The organism is Phycisphaerae bacterium, from assembly GCA_024102815.1.
Taxonomy (GTDB): domain Bacteria; phylum Planctomycetota; class Phycisphaerae; order UBA1845; family UBA1845; genus JAGFJJ01.
Genome location: JAGFJJ010000048.1, coordinates 285,717 through 301,084, shown reverse-complemented (window position 1 = coordinate 301,084; position 15,368 = coordinate 285,717). Strand labels below are relative to the sequence as shown.

The 15,368-nt window shown below is 64.5% G+C and carries 16 protein-coding genes; 4 read left to right on the top strand and 12 right to left on the bottom strand.

Annotated elements, in window-relative coordinates:
- Positions 1-12: 12 nt before the first annotated feature.
- The 3 genes from J5J06_12300 to J5J06_12290 form a co-directional block, all read right to left on the bottom strand.
- Complete coding sequence (locus tag J5J06_12300; GenBank protein ID MCO6437864.1) at positions 13-2,310, bottom strand: HEAT repeat domain-containing protein; 2,298 nt, start codon at positions 2,308-2,310, stop codon at positions 13-15.
- A 411-nt stretch (positions 2,311-2,721) separates the two neighbouring features.
- Positions 2,722-2,883, bottom strand: coding sequence for a hypothetical protein (locus J5J06_12295; GenBank protein ID MCO6437863.1), 162 nt, complete (start codon positions 2,881-2,883; stop codon positions 2,722-2,724).
- Positions 2,884-2,992: 109 nt separating this feature from the next.
- On the bottom strand, positions 2,993-3,994 hold the full coding sequence (locus J5J06_12290) for a class I SAM-dependent methyltransferase (GenBank protein ID MCO6437862.1): 1,002 nt from the start codon (positions 3,992-3,994) through the stop codon (positions 2,993-2,995).
- Positions 3,995-4,350: 356 nt separating this feature from the next.
- On the opposite strand from J5J06_12290, the gene J5J06_12285 reads away from it, so the two are divergent.
- From J5J06_12285 to J5J06_12270, 4 genes are all read left to right on the top strand, one after another.
- Positions 4,351-5,043 carry a sugar transferase gene (locus J5J06_12285; protein MCO6437861.1) on the top strand — a complete coding sequence of 231 codons (693 nt, stop codon included), beginning with the start codon at positions 4,351-4,353 and terminating at the stop codon, positions 5,041-5,043.
- A gap of 133 nt (positions 5,044-5,176) precedes the next feature.
- Positions 5,177-6,031, top strand: coding sequence for a methylisocitrate lyase (prpB, locus tag J5J06_12280; GenBank protein ID MCO6437860.1), 855 nt, complete (start codon positions 5,177-5,179; stop codon positions 6,029-6,031).
- A 45-nt stretch (positions 6,032-6,076) separates the two neighbouring features.
- The gene (locus tag J5J06_12275) at positions 6,077-7,201 is read left to right on the top strand and encodes a bifunctional 2-methylcitrate synthase/citrate synthase (GenBank protein MCO6437859.1); all 1,125 of its coding nucleotides are present in this window, start codon (positions 6,077-6,079) and stop codon (positions 7,199-7,201) included.
- A 797-nt stretch (positions 7,202-7,998) separates the two neighbouring features.
- Positions 7,999-9,000 (top strand): ParB/RepB/Spo0J family partition protein, encoded by a 1,002-nt coding sequence (locus J5J06_12270; protein ID MCO6437858.1) that lies wholly within the window; start codon positions 7,999-8,001, stop codon positions 8,998-9,000.
- 37 nt (positions 9,001-9,037) lie between these two features.
- Here J5J06_12270 and J5J06_12265 read toward each other — a convergent pair whose 3' ends face one another.
- From J5J06_12265 to J5J06_12225, 9 genes are all read right to left on the bottom strand, one after another.
- The gene (locus tag J5J06_12265; protein MCO6437857.1) at positions 9,038-9,817 is read right to left on the bottom strand and encodes a hypothetical protein; all 780 of its coding nucleotides are present in this window, start codon (positions 9,815-9,817) and stop codon (positions 9,038-9,040) included.
- A gap of 58 nt (positions 9,818-9,875) precedes the next feature.
- The gene (locus tag J5J06_12260) at positions 9,876-10,358 is read right to left on the bottom strand and encodes a hypothetical protein (protein ID MCO6437856.1); all 483 of its coding nucleotides are present in this window, start codon (positions 10,356-10,358) and stop codon (positions 9,876-9,878) included.
- A gap of 38 nt (positions 10,359-10,396) precedes the next feature.
- A complete protein-coding gene (locus J5J06_12255) occupies positions 10,397-10,990 on the bottom strand; it encodes a hypothetical protein (protein MCO6437855.1) in 594 nt (197 codons plus the stop codon).
- 326 nt (positions 10,991-11,316) lie between these two features.
- Positions 11,317-11,763 carry a hypothetical protein gene (locus J5J06_12250; GenBank protein MCO6437854.1) on the bottom strand — a complete coding sequence of 149 codons (447 nt, stop codon included), beginning with the start codon at positions 11,761-11,763 and terminating at the stop codon, positions 11,317-11,319.
- Positions 11,764-11,765: 2 nt separating this feature from the next.
- Positions 11,766-12,212, bottom strand: a complete 447-nt coding sequence (locus J5J06_12245; protein ID MCO6437853.1) for a hypothetical protein — start codon at positions 12,210-12,212, stop codon at positions 11,766-11,768.
- A gap of 19 nt (positions 12,213-12,231) precedes the next feature.
- Positions 12,232-12,714: a hypothetical protein gene (locus tag J5J06_12240; GenBank protein MCO6437852.1), complete on the bottom strand. Its 483-nt coding sequence runs from the start codon at positions 12,712-12,714 to the stop codon at positions 12,232-12,234.
- A gap of 103 nt (positions 12,715-12,817) precedes the next feature.
- The gene (locus J5J06_12235) at positions 12,818-13,258 is read right to left on the bottom strand and encodes a DUF1320 family protein (protein ID MCO6437851.1); all 441 of its coding nucleotides are present in this window, start codon (positions 13,256-13,258) and stop codon (positions 12,818-12,820) included.
- A gap of 205 nt (positions 13,259-13,463) precedes the next feature.
- Positions 13,464-14,387 carry a Mu-like prophage major head subunit gpT family protein gene (locus J5J06_12230; GenBank protein MCO6437850.1) on the bottom strand — a complete coding sequence of 308 codons (924 nt, stop codon included), beginning with the start codon at positions 14,385-14,387 and terminating at the stop codon, positions 13,464-13,466.
- Between the two features lie 63 nt (positions 14,388-14,450).
- Positions 14,451-15,215 carry a hypothetical protein gene (locus J5J06_12225; GenBank protein ID MCO6437849.1) on the bottom strand — a complete coding sequence of 255 codons (765 nt, stop codon included), beginning with the start codon at positions 15,213-15,215 and terminating at the stop codon, positions 14,451-14,453.
- Positions 15,216-15,368: the final 153 nt, after the last annotated feature.

Here is a 15,368-nt window from a genome sequence, read left to right as displayed (position 1 = left end):
CTACGAGTTTGATTAACCCCGATAATACCCCCGCACGATTGCGCTCGCTTCGTTCGTCGCCAGGTTCACCGCCCCCAGCGCCTCGCTTGCCGCCGTACGCATCGTCAGGTCCGGCTCATCCTTCGCAATGTCCACCAGTTGCTGCACCTGCGCCTCTGCCAGCATATTGCCGAACCGCTTCGCCGACTCCGCCAGCGATCCGAACGCCGCGATCCGCAGCGCACTCGTCTGGCCGTCGTCCAGCGCCACGTCGGCAATCGCCTGCTGCGCCGCCGCGCTGCCCAGCAGCGCCAGCACCTCGGCCGCGCGAACCCGCAGCATCTCGTTCTCCGACGCCAGCGCCGCGATCAGCGAACCCTGCGCCGCCCCCACGTCATACACCGTCCGTCCATCCAAGGCGATGTTCCGCAGCACCCCCACCGACTCGAGTGCCAACGACATGGCCAAGTCATGATCCACCGCCGCAAGACCCGCCTTCTCCCGCGCTCGATCCAGCGCCGCCAGAATTGCCGCGTCGTCCGCTGCCGCCGGCACCGCCGTCGCATATGCATCCGACGCCGCCAGATCTTCCGCCATCAGCATCCCTTCGGGCTCGGCCAGGATCACCACCGGCGTCTTCGCATAGAGAAACTCGCCGCGAAGCTGGGCCAGCGCCGACGCCGGATCAGGCTCGGTGATGTCCGTGCCGACGACCACGGCCGAGATCGCCGGGAAGGACTCTCTTGCCCGGTCCATCGCCGTGTAGAAGCTGGCCTCGCCGATCACCTCGCGATCGCCCGTGCGGAAGATACCCATGACTCGGTTGCGCTCGGCCTGGTCCCCGTCGACCACGACAATATGCTCCGCCCCCGTGAGCGTCACCGCCGTGCTCAACAGCGGAATGACATGCTGCGCGTCCGCAAACGGCGATTTGGGCAAGGCCCCGCCCAGCGCCAGCGCCGCCCGCACGCGGACCAGCAGGTCGGGAAACCGCAGCGCCTGCACCAGCGGCTGCTTGTAGTCCTCCGTGCCGATCAGCGAACTCTCCCCCGCCGTGATGCGCAGCGCCCGAATCGCACCGAGTGCCACTGCCGAGTCACCGTCATGGACCGCGCGATCCAGCACCATGTGCGCGTAGCGCGGACCCGCCGCCTGCGTGAAGTACAGCGCCCGCGGAAAATCGTCCGGACGGGTCGCATCGACCGCATCGGGCTGCTCCGCCGGATCGCCGCTCTCCACGTCCAGACCCAGCCGGTGCTCGCGGCGAATGTCCGACGCCAGCCACAACGCCAGCGACGGCGCATGATCGTTCTGAAGCAGCAACGCTTCCTCGCTCGTGCGCATGGCCATCACCGATCCGAAGATCGGCTCCGGTACCTCGATCGCCTTCAGCAACTGCTCCGCGTCGTTCCAGTACCATACGTTGGCCGTCGGCAGGCGCCCGTCCGCGCGAACCGCGTCGTCCTCGTAGTAATAGCGCTCGCCGAGATTGAAGAACTGCTCCGCCGCCGAGCCCGAGATCGGCCGCCCGGACTTGGCCACGATGTTCTCAAGCGCCGCCCGCGCCGCCTCCTTGGTCTGTGCCGGCGCCGTGTCACTATCAATCAGTTTGCTCAAATAGGGTGCCGCCTGCGGATAACCGATCTTCCCCAGTGCCTGGATGATGTGCAGGCGGACGTCGTCGTCATCCACGTCGAGTGCCTGAACCAGCGGACGCACGGCCGGTCGTTCCATTAGCCCCAGCGCATTGACCAGCCGGGCACGGAGGTATTGCTTCTGCGGATCGAGCAATGCCTGCACCATCGCCGGAATCGCGTACTCCCCCGACGCCGCCAGCTTCTCGATCGCGAAGTATTCCTGCTGCGGGTTGCCCGCCAGCCGCTCGATGTTCGCCCGGATCTGCTCCGGGTCCTTCCGCTTCAGTTCCTCGCCTTTGTTGATCAGGTCCAGCACCTTCTCCGCCTGCGGACCCAGCGACGAGTTGCGGATCAGGATCATCAGCGTGTCCAGACTGCGCTTGTCCTTTTGTGCCGCCGCATGCACCGCCAGCGGGTCAATGTCCGGCCGTTGGAGCAGCGCATCCGCGTACGCCTCCGCGAGTTGAAAACGCCCCATGCGCGCATAGTGCAGGAAGTCGGTGAACAGCGACTCGGCCGACGCGTCCGCGGGAATGTCCGCCCCGGTCTGGGATGCCCCGCCCGCCGGAGCCTGACCCCATGTCGCCGCTGGCGCGAGCAACAAGCCCAATATCACAGCCTGGAGCAAGGCCGCCCGACGCGCCCCGAAAAGACAACGCCGATTCCCGCACTCCATCAAACGCGCCTTCCGCATTGGAATGTCTCCCGCTGGTGGATACTTCGCAGGCAGGTGGTTGCGCACCCATCTCGCTGGTTCCGGCAGGGCAGACAGCGTCCACGCCCGCCGATGGTCCGGCCAGTATAGGTGCGCCCCGCAGAGCGTCAACGCCGCCCCATGGAGCCGACAGCTTGAAGTGGTCGATTACCCCTCGATCCGGAATGCCGGGCGGGCCTCCGCGGCTTCAGGTTGACCCCGACCGGCCTCGCCGTTCCGGCTGGTGTGCCATCACGGGTGTGCCACTGCTCTCGAGCGGTGCCTGTCTGCGAGACGCGGGCTTCAGACCGCGCGGCCACGCGGAGGCAGGGGTCGCGCGGAACTCGATTCCAACCCCGCGGCGAGCCTTCGATCGGCCCTCTCGGTCAGCGGGTGGACGAGCTTCCGCTCCTAGATGTTCTGAATGATGGCGATCGCCCCGGCCGCGGTAATTCCCAGGAACACCGTCTGCGTGAAGTTCAAAAAGCCCGCCACGTCACAACCGCCCGCTTGCAGCAGAATCACGCCGCAGGCCAGAAAACGCGACGCCTGCCAGATTCGTTTCGTCCACATCGACCGCCACTCCCTACAAACCTGGGCCGCGCCTCGGACCGCCGCCGCGCCGCCGCCGGGAACCGATTCAAAGCCCCGAAGTCTAACCGCGCCCACAGGTCCGTCAAAGTCAAACCCTACACCCCTGCTTCACGAACGCAAACAGCGTGTGCGCCAGCAGCAGCGGACGGAACGACCCGTCCCGCATGACATGGCCCTCGATCGTCCGTCGCACCCCGGGATGCAACGCCGGCAACCCGTTGTGGTCGCTGAAATCGAAATCATGAAACGCCATTACCCCGCCCGGTGCGACCAGCTCCCGGTAGTTCTCGTAATCCGCAAGCACCTGCTCATAGGCATGGTCCCCGTCGATGAAAACCATCGACGCCGTCCCCGGCCGCAACAGCCTCGCCGCCTGATCCGCCCCGCACACGAACTGCACCAGCCGGTTCTCTTCCCCCAATTGCCGCATCGATAACCGTACGTGATCCCGGTTCCACGGATGCTCCATGTGCGGATCGACGCTGATCAGCGGGGACTCGCTCTCCAACCCCCGCAGCGCCATCGCCAGCATCGTCAGCGACCGCCCGTGAAACGAGCCGATTTCAACGACGCACTCCCCCGCCTCCGCCGACCACTGCGTCAGCGCATGCAGCACACACCCTTCCACCGGCTCCGGGTAAGGCACGTGCAGCGTCAGTTCTTCCAGCTCCTGCCGATCCAGACCCCTCCACTGAATCCCCGCCTGTATCAGCAACCGCTTCGCCACCGCCTGGTAATTCTGCCACCGCGGAATCGACGCCTGCCACTCATCGTCCGGCATCGCCTCCACCGGGAAATAGAGCTCGCGCAGCTTCCGCCGCGGATCGAGCGTGTACGGGCGATACACCTGCGGCTCATGTGCACCCCGCGCGAACGCCACCCGCCCCATCACCGTCGATACGCTGCAATGCCCCGCGCCGCCCGTGTGCCACTGCTCTCTAGCTGTGCCTTTCGCATCCCCTTCGTGCTCGAACAGCGCCGCCACGCGAATGGTGCAGCGACGGGACAACGGCGCCCGAGGCCGGACCACCACCGCCTCATCCTGCTTCTCAATCGAGAACCATGCCCCGCCCTGTCCTACGAGTGACACCGCGACGTCCTTCAGCGGACACGCAATCGCCTCCGCCCCCGCGCTCCGCGCAGGTGATAAAACTGTTCCGGCAACAGCATCCATGCTCTACCCGCCTTCCTTGCCATGGCGACCGTGGCCGCGTCTGGATCAACCATCCGGCTCCGACCCGATGATGAAGATTATCATCGTCCCCCGCCCCCCTCCTGCTCCACGTCCAGTTGCACCAGCCCGCCGATGAAGTCCACGGCGACCCTCATCTCTTCTGAGCCGCGTGGCTTCAGCCTGCGCGACGTAACTTCCTCACTTTCGCGGCTCCGTGGCTTCGTCGATTCCAGCCTCTTCCCCCTCCCCGCCGATGGGTATGATGAATGGTAATGGCCGACAACCCCCCATCGCTCCCGGTGCACGCCTCGCGCTCGATCTGGCTTCGTTGCTTCAAGCGCCCAGCCGATATGCTCGTGGCAACCCTGGCGATCCTCATCATCTCCCCTATCCTTATCCTGACCGCCATTCTTATCAAAACCACCAGCCATGGCCCTGTGTTCTTTACCCAAACGCGCGGCGGCAAAGACGCCCGCCCCTTCAAGGTCATCAAATTCCGCACCATGCGCGGCGATCGCAAACCCGACCCCAAGGAGCTCGTCCCTCTCCACCACCCCGAAATCACACCCCTCGGCCGGTTCCTCCGCCGCTCGAAGATTGACGAGCTCCCCCAGCTCTTCAACGTGATCAAAGGCGATATGTCCCTTGTCGGCCCCCGCCCCACACTCCCCGACCAGGTCGAGGCCTACGACGACTTCCGCCGCCAGCGCCTCCTCGTCCGTCCCGGTGTCACCGGCCTCGCCCAGGTCAACAGCAGCGCCGCCCATTCCTGGGACGAGCGCATCCTCTACGACATCGCCTACGTCCGTAAGTGCCGCCTATGGCTTGACTTAACCGTCATCGGTCGCAGTGTGCTCGTGATCCTTCTCGGCGAATCCCGCACCGCCCGTCCGTTCCTCTCCTCCCCCTATTCCCACGATGTCACCCCACCGCCCGACTTCGACGTCTCCCGTCCTGAGGGCTGATCCCGGGTGACTTCACCGTCATTCGTGGCCGGACTGACCCTTCCGCAAACGCCGACCGAAACGTCTCACTTGCCCCGCTTTCACGCGTATGCACAATGGCGCGTCTCGAAAAACGCCGGAGGAACCGAACCCCATGACCTCATCCGCGGCCCGATCCAAGAAACTCAGAGACCTACTTGCCCAGGGCACGGTCGCGATGCCCGGAGCCTTCAACGCTCTCAGCGCCCGCCTCATCGAGCGCGAGGGCTTCGATGCCATGTATCTCTCCGGCGCCGTCCTGGCCAACTCCGTCGGCGGCGTGCCCGACATCGGCCTGATGACCCTGACCGAAGCCCGCGATCACGCCCACCACATCGCCCGTTCGACCACCATCCCCATCATCATGGACGCCGACACCGGCTACGGCGGCTCCGACAACGCCGCCCGAACCGTTCGAACCCTCGAAGCCGTCGGCATCAGCGGCATCCACCTCGAGGACCAGGAGTTCCCCAAACGCTGCGGCCACCTCGAGGGCAAGAAACTCGTCCCCGTCGAGGAAATGTGCGAGAAAATCGCCGCCGCCTCCAAGGCCCGAACCTCGAAGGACTTCCTCATCATCGCCCGCACCGATGCCCGCGGCGTCACCGGATATGATGAAGCCGTCAAGCGCGCCCGCCTCTACCTCGACGCCGGCGCCGACGGCATCTTCCCCGAGGCCTTGACCAATACGGAGGAGTTTGAACGCTTCGCCAAGGATGTGCCCACGATTCTGCTGGCCAACATGACCGAGTTCGGCCGGACCCCCTACCTCACCGTCGACGAATTCGCCGACTTGGGCTACAAAATCGTGATCTTCCCGGTCACGCTCCAGCGGATCGCCACGAAAGCCGCACAGGAGGCGCTCCAGACGATCAAGAAAGAGCGGACCCAGAAATCACTGGTCGACCGCATGCAAACGCGCCAGGACCTCTACGACCTGATCGAATACCAGATGAAAGCCCCCAAGTAAGGACATGGCGGCCGGTCGCCGCCCCGAAGTTTGGAGAATCTCACCATGACGACCATGCGAGCCAATCCCGGCCTGGAAGGCTGCATCGCCGGCGACACCGCCATTGGATGTGTAGACCAGGGCCAGCTTCTCTATCGGGGATATGCCATTGCCGACCTTGCCGAGAATGTGGTATTCGGTGAAGTCGCGTACCTCTTGTTGTATGGAGAGCTTCCGACTACCCAACAGCTTGAGTCATACAGGAAACGGCTCGCCGAATACCACGGTCTGCCCAAGCCCGTGATCGAAGCCCTCCGCGGCATACCGCGCGACGTCCCCATGATGGACGTCCTCCGCACCGGCGTCTCCTATGCAGGCCACTTCTGCCCCGTCCGCGGCAACGATCTCGATGCCTGGCGCGAGCAGGCCATCTGGCTCATCGCCGCATCGTCCGACGTGCTCGCCGCCCGCTTCCGTCTGCTCAATGGCAAGGAGCCCGTCGCTCCCAAGCCGGGACTCAACCACGCCGAACAGATTCTCTACATGTGCCACGGCCGGGATCCCGACAAGACATCCTCCGAGATTCTCGATCTGACGCTCACCCTCTACGCCGAGCACGAATTCAACGCCAGCACGTTCACCGCCCGCGTCATCGGCTCGACCACCTCCGATATGATCTCCGCGATCGTCGGCGCCATCGGCGCCCTGAAGGGTCCGCTGCACGGCGGCGCCAACGAGGCCGCGATGGAACTCCTCTCCCGCTTCAAATCCGCGGAAGAGGCCTCCGCCTGGGTGAATGACGCCCTCGCCCGCAAAGAAAAGGTCATGGGCTTCGGCCACCGCGTCTACAAGAACGGCGACCACAGAGCACACATCCTCGAACGCGAAATGCGCAAATTGGCCGAACAGAAAGGCCGCATGGAACTTGTCGCCATCTACGACGCCATCAAGAACCCCATTGTCAACAAAGAGAAACCCATCTACCCCAACGTCGATTATCCCTGTGGACTCACTTACTATTTGCTGGATCTGCCGCTCGATCTTTACACCCCCCTGTTCGTGTGCAGCCGTGTGACCGGCTGGTGCGCGCACTATATCGAGCAGCGATCCAACAACCGCATCTATCGTCCACTCAGCGCCTATGTGGGCCCAGCACTGCGCAAGGTGACGCCGATCGAACGGCGCAAGTAACCCGCGCGGCAGACAGTTAAATTCCTTTACTACTGGCCGCCCTGTTTCGTTCGCAGCGAGCCGCGAGCTTCGCCTCGCGCGGACCTGCAAGCGTCGAGGCCTCCCCGAAACCTCGGACCGCGCCGCAGGAATTCGAGAACCGTCGCAGCTTCGGGCGAACCGAGGAATGCGGTCATTCCGCGCAGGCCGGAATCCAGAACCCTCCGCCCTACCGGTATGTCCATAACAACAAATCGTATTATCTTATCAGCGGTTTGACGTCGGCAAAGCGTCCCGGAATTTCGCTCGCAGACCAAGTCTCACGTTCCGCCTACCGTCCCTGCCGGCGAACAGTATCCACAACAGAGAGATTGTCACGCTGCGCCGGATACCCGAACCCAACGCAAGCTGCTTCACGGCAAATCGGGCGAAGTTGGTCGTGCCCGGCATGCTGCTCCGGATCGCTCTCGCCTCCCGCCCTGATTCGATTGTGTCGCGAACCTCGCTCACCGTGGGACGGCCCTGCTCCAACCCTCCGCACACCCAATATTCGCTGTTTCACGTGGAACAAGACGGTCCATGATTCCCGGCCCTCTCCAATTACGCCAGAGCCTCGATCCTCCTGCAGCCCTGTTTCACTTGAAACGCGACGGGCCGCCCCGACTGATTCCTGCTCGGGAGTGCCCACCGATTGGTCTCCTGCGCGTCTCGTTCCACGTGAAACAGGAATCCTCTCCGGGTTGCAGATCGCGGATTTCGCCCGTATAAGTCGCCGACAGCAGGTAAACCGTCCATCCAACCATGCACGGAGGCGATCCATGTCCAAAACAGGAAGAAGGCTCGGCAGGGGGCTCAGCTCCCTGGTTGGCTCCTCAACGACCCTCGAAAGCCCCGGGCAGCGCGAAGCCATAGTCCCCAACCCAGCGCCGCCTCCGCCGGTGGACGCAACGCCGGCCAAGGGCAGTGAAAGCCCAAGGCCGATCCCGGCCAGCCAGGGATCTGCGGCCTCATCTTCCGTCGCCATGTTGCCCGCTACGCTCATCTCACCGAATCCGTTCCAACCACGGACGAACGTCGCTGCTTCTGACATAACATCTTTGGCTGATTCGATAAGAAAAAGCGGCATCCTTCAGCCCGTCACCGTCCGCAAGTCCGGCGAACGCTACCAGATCATCGCCGGCGAGCGCCGCTTCGCCGCCGCCCGCCAGGCCGGCCTGGCCGAAATTCCCGTCCTCATCCGCAACGCCACCGACCAGGAAATGCTCGAACTAGCGCTTGTTGAAAACATCCAGCGCGAAGATCTCAACCCCATCGACCGCGCCCGCGCCTACCGCGAGTACTGCGACCGCTTCGGACTGCGCCCCGATGACGTGGCCGCCCGCCTGGGCGAAGATCGCTCGACTGTTTCTAACTATCTGAGAATACTGGATTTATCGCCAGACTTGCAGCAGCTCGTTGCCCGCGGCGCCATCTCCATGGGCCATGCCCGGTGTCTGCTCGGCATCCCCGAGGATGCCCGCCGGCTCGAATTGGCCAAGGCGACCGTCGCCAACGAACTCTCCGTCCGCGCCTTGGAGGAAATCGTCCGCCGCGAGCGCGCCCGTCCCGAACCCGGTACGACGCAACCGGCCGCGCAGCCACGATTCCGCTCCCGCCATGTCGAAGAACTCGAACGCCAATTCGAACAGTCGCTTCGCACGAAGGTGCGTATCCAGGAGGGAAAGCGGAAGGGGACCGGCCGGATCGTCATCGACTACTTCAGCCTGGATGATTTCGACCGCATCGCCGAGCGCCTCGGGATCGACCTCGACCGGTCGTAGGGTTCGGCCGCGAACGGTACAAAGTACGTCCTCTTAACTAATCCACGAGCACGACCCGTGGCGACGCGGTGGCCAATCCTCCGAGCGTCACGCGGCGGGACGTCGTCGACGGCACGGTCCACGCGGGCCGCATCAACGGCATCGCCAGGGGAACGCGTGGCGCGAGCGTCGGCCCACCGGCCGGCGTGCCGTGGCTTCCCGCTCCGCAGAGGTCGACCCAACTCAGTCCGTGCAACCCGGCGTGGCAGAAGTGTACACATCCGGCAGCGGGTCTCGGGCGGCGCCAGTGTGCCTTCGCCTCCGACAGGCCCATTCGCCGGTTGTAGATCGCGAGAAACCCGATCCGTCCCATGAACGACTGCGAACCCAGGCTCGCCAATCGTCCAATGTGCATCGGTTGTCCGGAATCATCCGGTACCGCGCCGACGCCGGTCGTGCGCGCCAGGTAGGGGGGCTCGACCGGCGGCGTGGTGAGTGTCGCGTGCAGCATCTCCGGCTCCTCGCCGTCCGAGTCGAGCACGCAGAGCCACTCCCAGCGCCCCGCCTGCACGAGGTTTCCGCTCGTTCGCACAAACGTACTGGTCACCGTCCGGCGGTGATAGAACACCCAGTCGTCAGGGTAGGGGAAGTAGATCGGCCGAGTGAGATAGAGCTGATCGGTTCCGGGCGAAAGCAGCTTGGATAGTGCGGCGTAGCTCGCGGACGCGGCGACGCTGTCGACCCGGTACCAGAGCATGAGGGTCAGGGCGTCGAGCCGATCGAGCGACGCATGATTAATGGAGACGTGCTCCGCGTCGTGATCGAAGAGCAGGGACATGGGGGCCTCCCGGCAGCGCGAATGGAGAGCGAGCGGCACGTGCTGCGGCTTCGCCCGGCTACGACCAGATCAGATATGCTTTCCAGGTGGATTCGACGGCCAGCGTCCAGCCGGACGCTTCGAAGACTAGGTCCATCACCACCGTTCCGCCGGGTGTCAAGCTCGTGGCATCAAGCACGACTGATGCGAGCTTGTCGTCGTTTTCGTGGCCCGCGGACCAGGTGAGCGTGGTCGTGCCCTCGGGCAGGCGCGATGCCGTGAAGGCGTTGTCACCCGCGGAGGGATCGATCGCCGTCCACTTGGGATTAACCTTGGCCGCGCCCGATGCGGCATCGGCCACGACCACAAGTACGAGCCGGCAAACGCCGGATGGAAGTGCCGGCGGCAGGTCGAATTCCAGGTGCCAGATTCGGTCGGCCGTGGGACCGCCGATGACGCCCAGACCCTCGCGATAGCCGCCGCCCGCGGCGTGAACCACCGGAAAGACTTCGCCCGATGTGTCGGGCACGGCACTCGAAGGAAACAACGGTCCGCCAGGCATGTTCAACTCCCAAGATTCGATCGATGGACATGGATGAATCAAGAACGAGAAAGGATGTCCTGGGCCTCGTCGACCGTGTACTCCAGGGCAACCCAGAGCCTGGTCGGTGAACCGCTCGTCGCCGAAGCCACGAAGTAAAGCCACTGTCCCGCGGCGACCGCTCCGCCGTCGGCGAAGGACGTCGTGGACGCCCCGGCCGACGTGGCCTGCAACGCAGAAGACAACACGTTCGTCCCGCCCGAACCCGGCGTGTTCGTCGCCCGACGCTCGATCTGAAAGTCCACCGTGCCCGTATCGGTCACGCCGCGAACGCGCACGAAGGTCACGTCCGCGGGCAGAAACGCGAGCGGAAAAGCGTCGCCGGTGGCGGGCCATTCGATGTAAAGCATCTTGCCCACGGTGCGCAAGGCCGAGGGAACGGCGCCCGAAAGATCCCGCTCCGTGCCGGAATCATCCCGGGCGTAAAGATGTCCGTCGGATTTGGCATAGACCGCGACCGTACCGGCGGGGGGCGTGGGGGCGGCGGCCGATAGCTCCGGCACGTGCAGGGGCGTGTTGTCGCCCAGCGTCAGCAGATCCTCGACGAGGAGATTGCGTGTCACGATGCTGTCACTGTGATCGGTCAGGGGCATAGCAGGGCATCCGGAGTCAGATGATTTCGCTGGGTCTCAGTCAAGCAAGAATGTTGAATGGTGAATGCAGAATGCGGAATTCGGAGTGGCGGAGCACGAATAGCGAAGCCCCTCACTCAACATGTGCCGGGTGGCCCACCCCTTCAGGGGTGGGGGCGCGATAGCGCACGGCGTCCGACGCCGCGAGGACATGATCGCTTCCCCACGGCTGAAGCCGTGGGCCACCCCCAGGGTCTGGCTTTCTTGTCTTCATTCCGCATTCACCATTCAACATTCCGCATTCTTGTCATTCACGGTCGTGCGTTTCCGTGACGCCTTTGAGCTGCTTATCCCGTCAGCGCCATGCCTACCTCCACGCCCCAGGTAATGGAGCCGGGGTCGGGATTGGTCCAGCGCAGGCGCAGGGCGTCACCGGTCTGAAACGTCCACGGCGACGGCTCGGCCGCCTCGTCCGCCGTCACGCGAAGGTACACGTCCCGTCCCGGGCCGGCGGTTCGAATCACGTAAAGCTCGGCGTCGTAGGCCGCGCCGGCCTGTGCATCCAGTTCGATGGTCATGGCCGCCCGCTGTGTCGTGCCAACAAAGTGGCACCGAATGAACACCAACCGGAACGGCCGATCGAGTGCGAACGTGTGGTCGATGTCGCCGCTTCCCGTCGCCCGGCGGACGTAGACGATCATCGGCTGACGGGCCTGCTGGGCGAGCAGGTCGGCGCTCTGCTGAGCGAAGGCGCTGGCTGCGGCCGCGATGAGCGTGTTGGAATCAATCGGCACGATCAACTCTCCGGAAGATCTTCCACGTGTTGAGCGAGTGTTTCCGTGTCGGGAATCTGCACGCGGAAAGGGACGCCGATAAGCTCGGCCTCGCCGCGGTTGAGCGGCGGAACGGTTACCACGGCGTCACCGATGAACAGCACGTCCTTGAGCACGCGTTTGCGCGACTCACCGCTGGCCGTGTAGCGGACGATGAGATCGATCGGCTCCGTGATGGCGAAGAGTGTTTCCGCGACGTTTCCGTCGTAGGAGAACAGTACGCCGGAAATGCGATGCACGCCGCGAACAAACGTTCCGGCCGGTCCGGCGGATCCGTCCTCGCCGGAGTTGACCACCGGCGCGATGCCCGGCCGGTAGACCACGCCCTGCACGCCGGCGATCGCCGTCTCCGCGAACGGCGACTGCCGCAGCCTGGTCGATGCTCCGCGCGTGGCGAGTATCCAGATCATGGGTCGATTTCCTCTTCGTTCACGAAGCGCCCGCGCGATTGAAGAACCGTTCGACGCGGACGACGAAGGACATCGTCGACGTGGCCGACGCGACGCGTGCCGCGGCCGTCGTCTTGGGGTAGTCCAGTTGCCACTCGCGGTCGTCGAGTCCGTCCGCGCCTTCGATCAAGCCCGCTTGCACCAGGCCATCGAGATGGTCATCCACGGCGGCGATGCGATCGAGCAGGGCGTCGTGCACGCCGCCGTTGTTGACGTCACTGACCACACGGAGGCTCAGCGAGACGCGCATGAGCCGGTCGCCGTCGACCGAGCCGATGGGTCGAACGCGGGTGAGCGTGAGCGTCAGAAACGGGCGGGGATACTCCTGCACGCCGGACAGGCCGACCTCCACGCGGCGGAAGGGCTTGGCCGCGGTGGGGGGATCGGCGATGAGTCCGCTGCGCAGTCCGGCCGCCAGGGCATCGACGGCGGCTTTGATCGTGGTTCGGTCGGGTGTGGACATGGTTGGAAGAAGGCAATAGGCAACGGGCAACAGGCGATAGTGAAATCACAAATCCCAAGAAAGAGCGAACGTCGAAAGGAACTCCACGAACGGCAGGTTCACGTCAGAAACCGTCCAGCTCCTCGCGGGTGAAGATGCGCTCCTCACCGAGTGACGCGGAGATGTCACCTGTGGCGTTCGGGCCGGGAAGTCCGCCGACGGGAAGGCTGAAGGCTCCCTTCGCGACGTCCGTCAGCCAGGCGACGGCTTGGGCATAGAGGCGTTCCGCGGCTTCGGGCACCGGCGGGCGGCGGACCCGCAGGCGGTATTCCGCAATGTCCAGGGTGATGGAGGCGAGGAGCCCGGCGAGCTCCGGCCGCCCCGTCGTGTCGATGGGCACCGCGTAGCGGAGGGCGAGTCGGCTGTTGACCTCGCCCTCGGCCGCCAGGCGGACCTCGTCGACCACGGGCGTATCGGCGACGCCGTCGCCGTCGTCGTCGCCGAGCTGCACATAGGCTGCGTGACCCAGGCGCTGCTCGATCATGGCGTTGGTGATGTAAGACATGGTGGAACATCCTTCAGGGGGTCGGTCTGCAACAACGCAACGAGAGTGGTTTGCCCAGAATGCGGAATTAAGAATGTTGAGCAGGAAGATGAGAGCGATTCCTCGTGAAATGCGTTTGTGACTCGCGGATCAACCAACGTTCCGGCATAGATTCGGAGGCCACTTTCCGCATTCCCAACTCTCAGTTCCGCATTCCGCAATTTCCCTACGTTGGCGTGCTGAATTTCACGCGCACGGCGAACTGCCAGTAGCCGTAGGCCATGCGGTATCGGGCGCGGACGCCGTAGAGGAATTTCTCGCGGCGGAAGCCCTCGTCGCTGCTCTCGGTAAGGGCGGTGAATTCGACGGGCTCGCGGTCCTGGAAAATGAAGGGGCGGACCACGCCGTCGGTCTTCAGCAGGTACCACTCGGTCACGTCGGTCAGCCAGGCGCAGGGAACAACTCGGGCGATGCCCTCGAGCACGTTGGACGTGTTATTGAGGATCGTGGCGCTGACCGCTTCGAGGGCGGTCATGTGCAACAGCGGCGGCACGACGCAGACCAGGCCCGTGGCCGAGATGGACATGGGGTCGCCCTGGTCGTCTTTGAAGCCGAGCATGGCGCCGATGGCGCTCTTTATCGCCAGCTTGAACTCGGCCGGGGTGACGTTGTCCGGCTCCACCGCGTCGGCGCCGATCAGGTTCGACTGTGCGCCCGATGCTCCCGAAACGTGGGTGGTGCCGAAGAAGGGCACGCCGTCGTAGCCGTGGAAACCGGAGGCGTGGCCGCTCACGAGCAATTGGGCGAGCAGATAGTCCTTGTGCGTCGCGGCGCGGGCGGCGAGCTCGCCGACGCGGATGCGGATCTGGCCGGTCTTGTCGTCGGAGATTTCATCACGGTCGACCTCCAGCGTGGCTTCGTACTTGAGGTTCTCCACGGAGTAGGACTCGGTGCCGATGCCGCGGGCGACGCGGCCGGTTCCCCACTCGCGCATGCGCGGCACGGATCCCAGCCAGCGATAAGTCTCCTGATCGCTGTTCGACTGGATGCGCGTGCTCAGATCCTGGTAGTACGTCTTTGCGGCCTCGAAGCGGTTGAAGAACTCGCTGCGCAGGCCCTTGGTGAGCAGTCCGGTATTGATAATGGCCACGATGAGGCTCCTTGAAGAAAGGCAACAGGCAATAGGCAATAGGAAGAACGCGAATAGACGCGGTCAAACGTAATCGACGCAGACGTGGAAGGGGCCGGGGTTGGCGGTCGAGCCGTTGGTCACGGCGAGGGTCAGCACGGTGCCGGCCGGGGCGTGGGCGTTGCTGATGGTTCCCATTGACGTGGACGCGTTCGCGGCGGGGAAGGGCGTCGTGTTGTCAAAAGTCTTGGTGGCCACGACGCCGGCGCCGGTGGCGAGCTGCACGACACACGTATTCGAAGCGTCGATGCCCGCGGCCGCGGTGGACTCGTTCACGACTCGTGCCGCGACGATCCAGCCTTCGACGCCGAAGCTGTGGATGGCCCGGGCGGCGACGTCCTGTCCGGCGGAGAGATCGGCCACCTCGTAGGTGATCGTCTTGACCGGCCGCTGGGTGGTGTCGAGGCGGAGGATGATCTCTCCGGCGTCGAGCACGTCCTGGACGATGCCGACGCAGGAGTTGCCCGCAGCGGCGAAGGTGAGTGTGTCGTCGGCGGAGGCGAAGACGGGCCGGCCGATGTCGGGGAAGGTCGCGCCGGGGAGCGGCAGTTCGAAATCACCCCTGGTGTACACGCGGACGGAGAGGTCTCCGGCGGCGCCGCCGATGTTGTCCGTTTCCTCGTAGGCCAGGCCGACGAAGCGGTCGCCGGCGACGAGCGGGCGGGCGTATCCGGTCGGCGAGAGTCCCAGCAGGGCGCCGCGGAACACGTAGACGTTGTCGGCCAGGGCCAGCGTGCGGAGTTCCTGATCCACGTAATGATCGACGTTGCGGTTTGCAGTGAGTGCCATTTTCGTGTCACCTCGAATAGAACTGGATTGTCAAAGTCTTGAACGAGCGGAGTCCGACCGGGTGGCATGGCCAAGCCCGCCGCTGGCGGGCGCCGCCATGCGAAACGCCCGTTGAACGACCATGCTCAAAAAGATATTGGATCACCAACCAAC

What these genes read in the sequence shown, in the direction of transcription:
- J5J06_12235 (MCO6437851.1), bottom strand. Translation starts at nt 13,258, where the DNA reads ATGTCTTACATCACCAACGCCATGATCGAGCAGCGCCTGGGTCACGCA.
- J5J06_12255 (MCO6437855.1), bottom strand. Translation starts at nt 10,990, where the DNA reads ATGCCCCTGACCGATCACAGTGACAGCATCGTGACACGCAATCTCCTC.
- J5J06_12240 (MCO6437852.1), bottom strand. Translation starts at nt 12,714, where the DNA reads ATGTCCACACCCGACCGAACCACGATCAAAGCCGCCGTCGATGCCCTG.
- J5J06_12225 (MCO6437849.1), bottom strand. Translation starts at nt 15,215, where the DNA reads ATGGCACTCACTGCAAACCGCAACGTCGATCATTACGTGGATCAGGAA.
- J5J06_12300 (MCO6437864.1), bottom strand. Translation starts at nt 2,310, where the DNA reads ATGCGGAAGGCGCGTTTGATGGAGTGCGGGAATCGGCGTTGTCTTTTC.
- J5J06_12275 (MCO6437859.1), top strand. Translation starts at nt 6,077, where the DNA reads ATGACGACCATGCGAGCCAATCCCGGCCTGGAAGGCTGCATCGCCGGC.
- J5J06_12260 (MCO6437856.1), bottom strand. Translation starts at nt 10,358, where the DNA reads ATGCCTGGCGGACCGTTGTTTCCTTCGAGTGCCGTGCCCGACACATCG.
- J5J06_12265 (MCO6437857.1), bottom strand. Translation starts at nt 9,817, where the DNA reads ATGTCCCTGCTCTTCGATCACGACGCGGAGCACGTCTCCATTAATCAT.
- J5J06_12270 (MCO6437858.1), top strand. Translation starts at nt 7,999, where the DNA reads ATGTCCAAAACAGGAAGAAGGCTCGGCAGGGGGCTCAGCTCCCTGGTT.
- J5J06_12295 (MCO6437863.1), bottom strand. Translation starts at nt 2,883, where the DNA reads ATGTGGACGAAACGAATCTGGCAGGCGTCGCGTTTTCTGGCCTGCGGC.
- J5J06_12285 (MCO6437861.1), top strand. Translation starts at nt 4,351, where the DNA reads ATGGCCGACAACCCCCCATCGCTCCCGGTGCACGCCTCGCGCTCGATC.
- prpB (MCO6437860.1), top strand. Translation starts at nt 5,177, where the DNA reads ATGACCTCATCCGCGGCCCGATCCAAGAAACTCAGAGACCTACTTGCC.
- J5J06_12245 (MCO6437853.1), bottom strand. Translation starts at nt 12,212, where the DNA reads ATGATCTGGATACTCGCCACGCGCGGAGCATCGACCAGGCTGCGGCAG.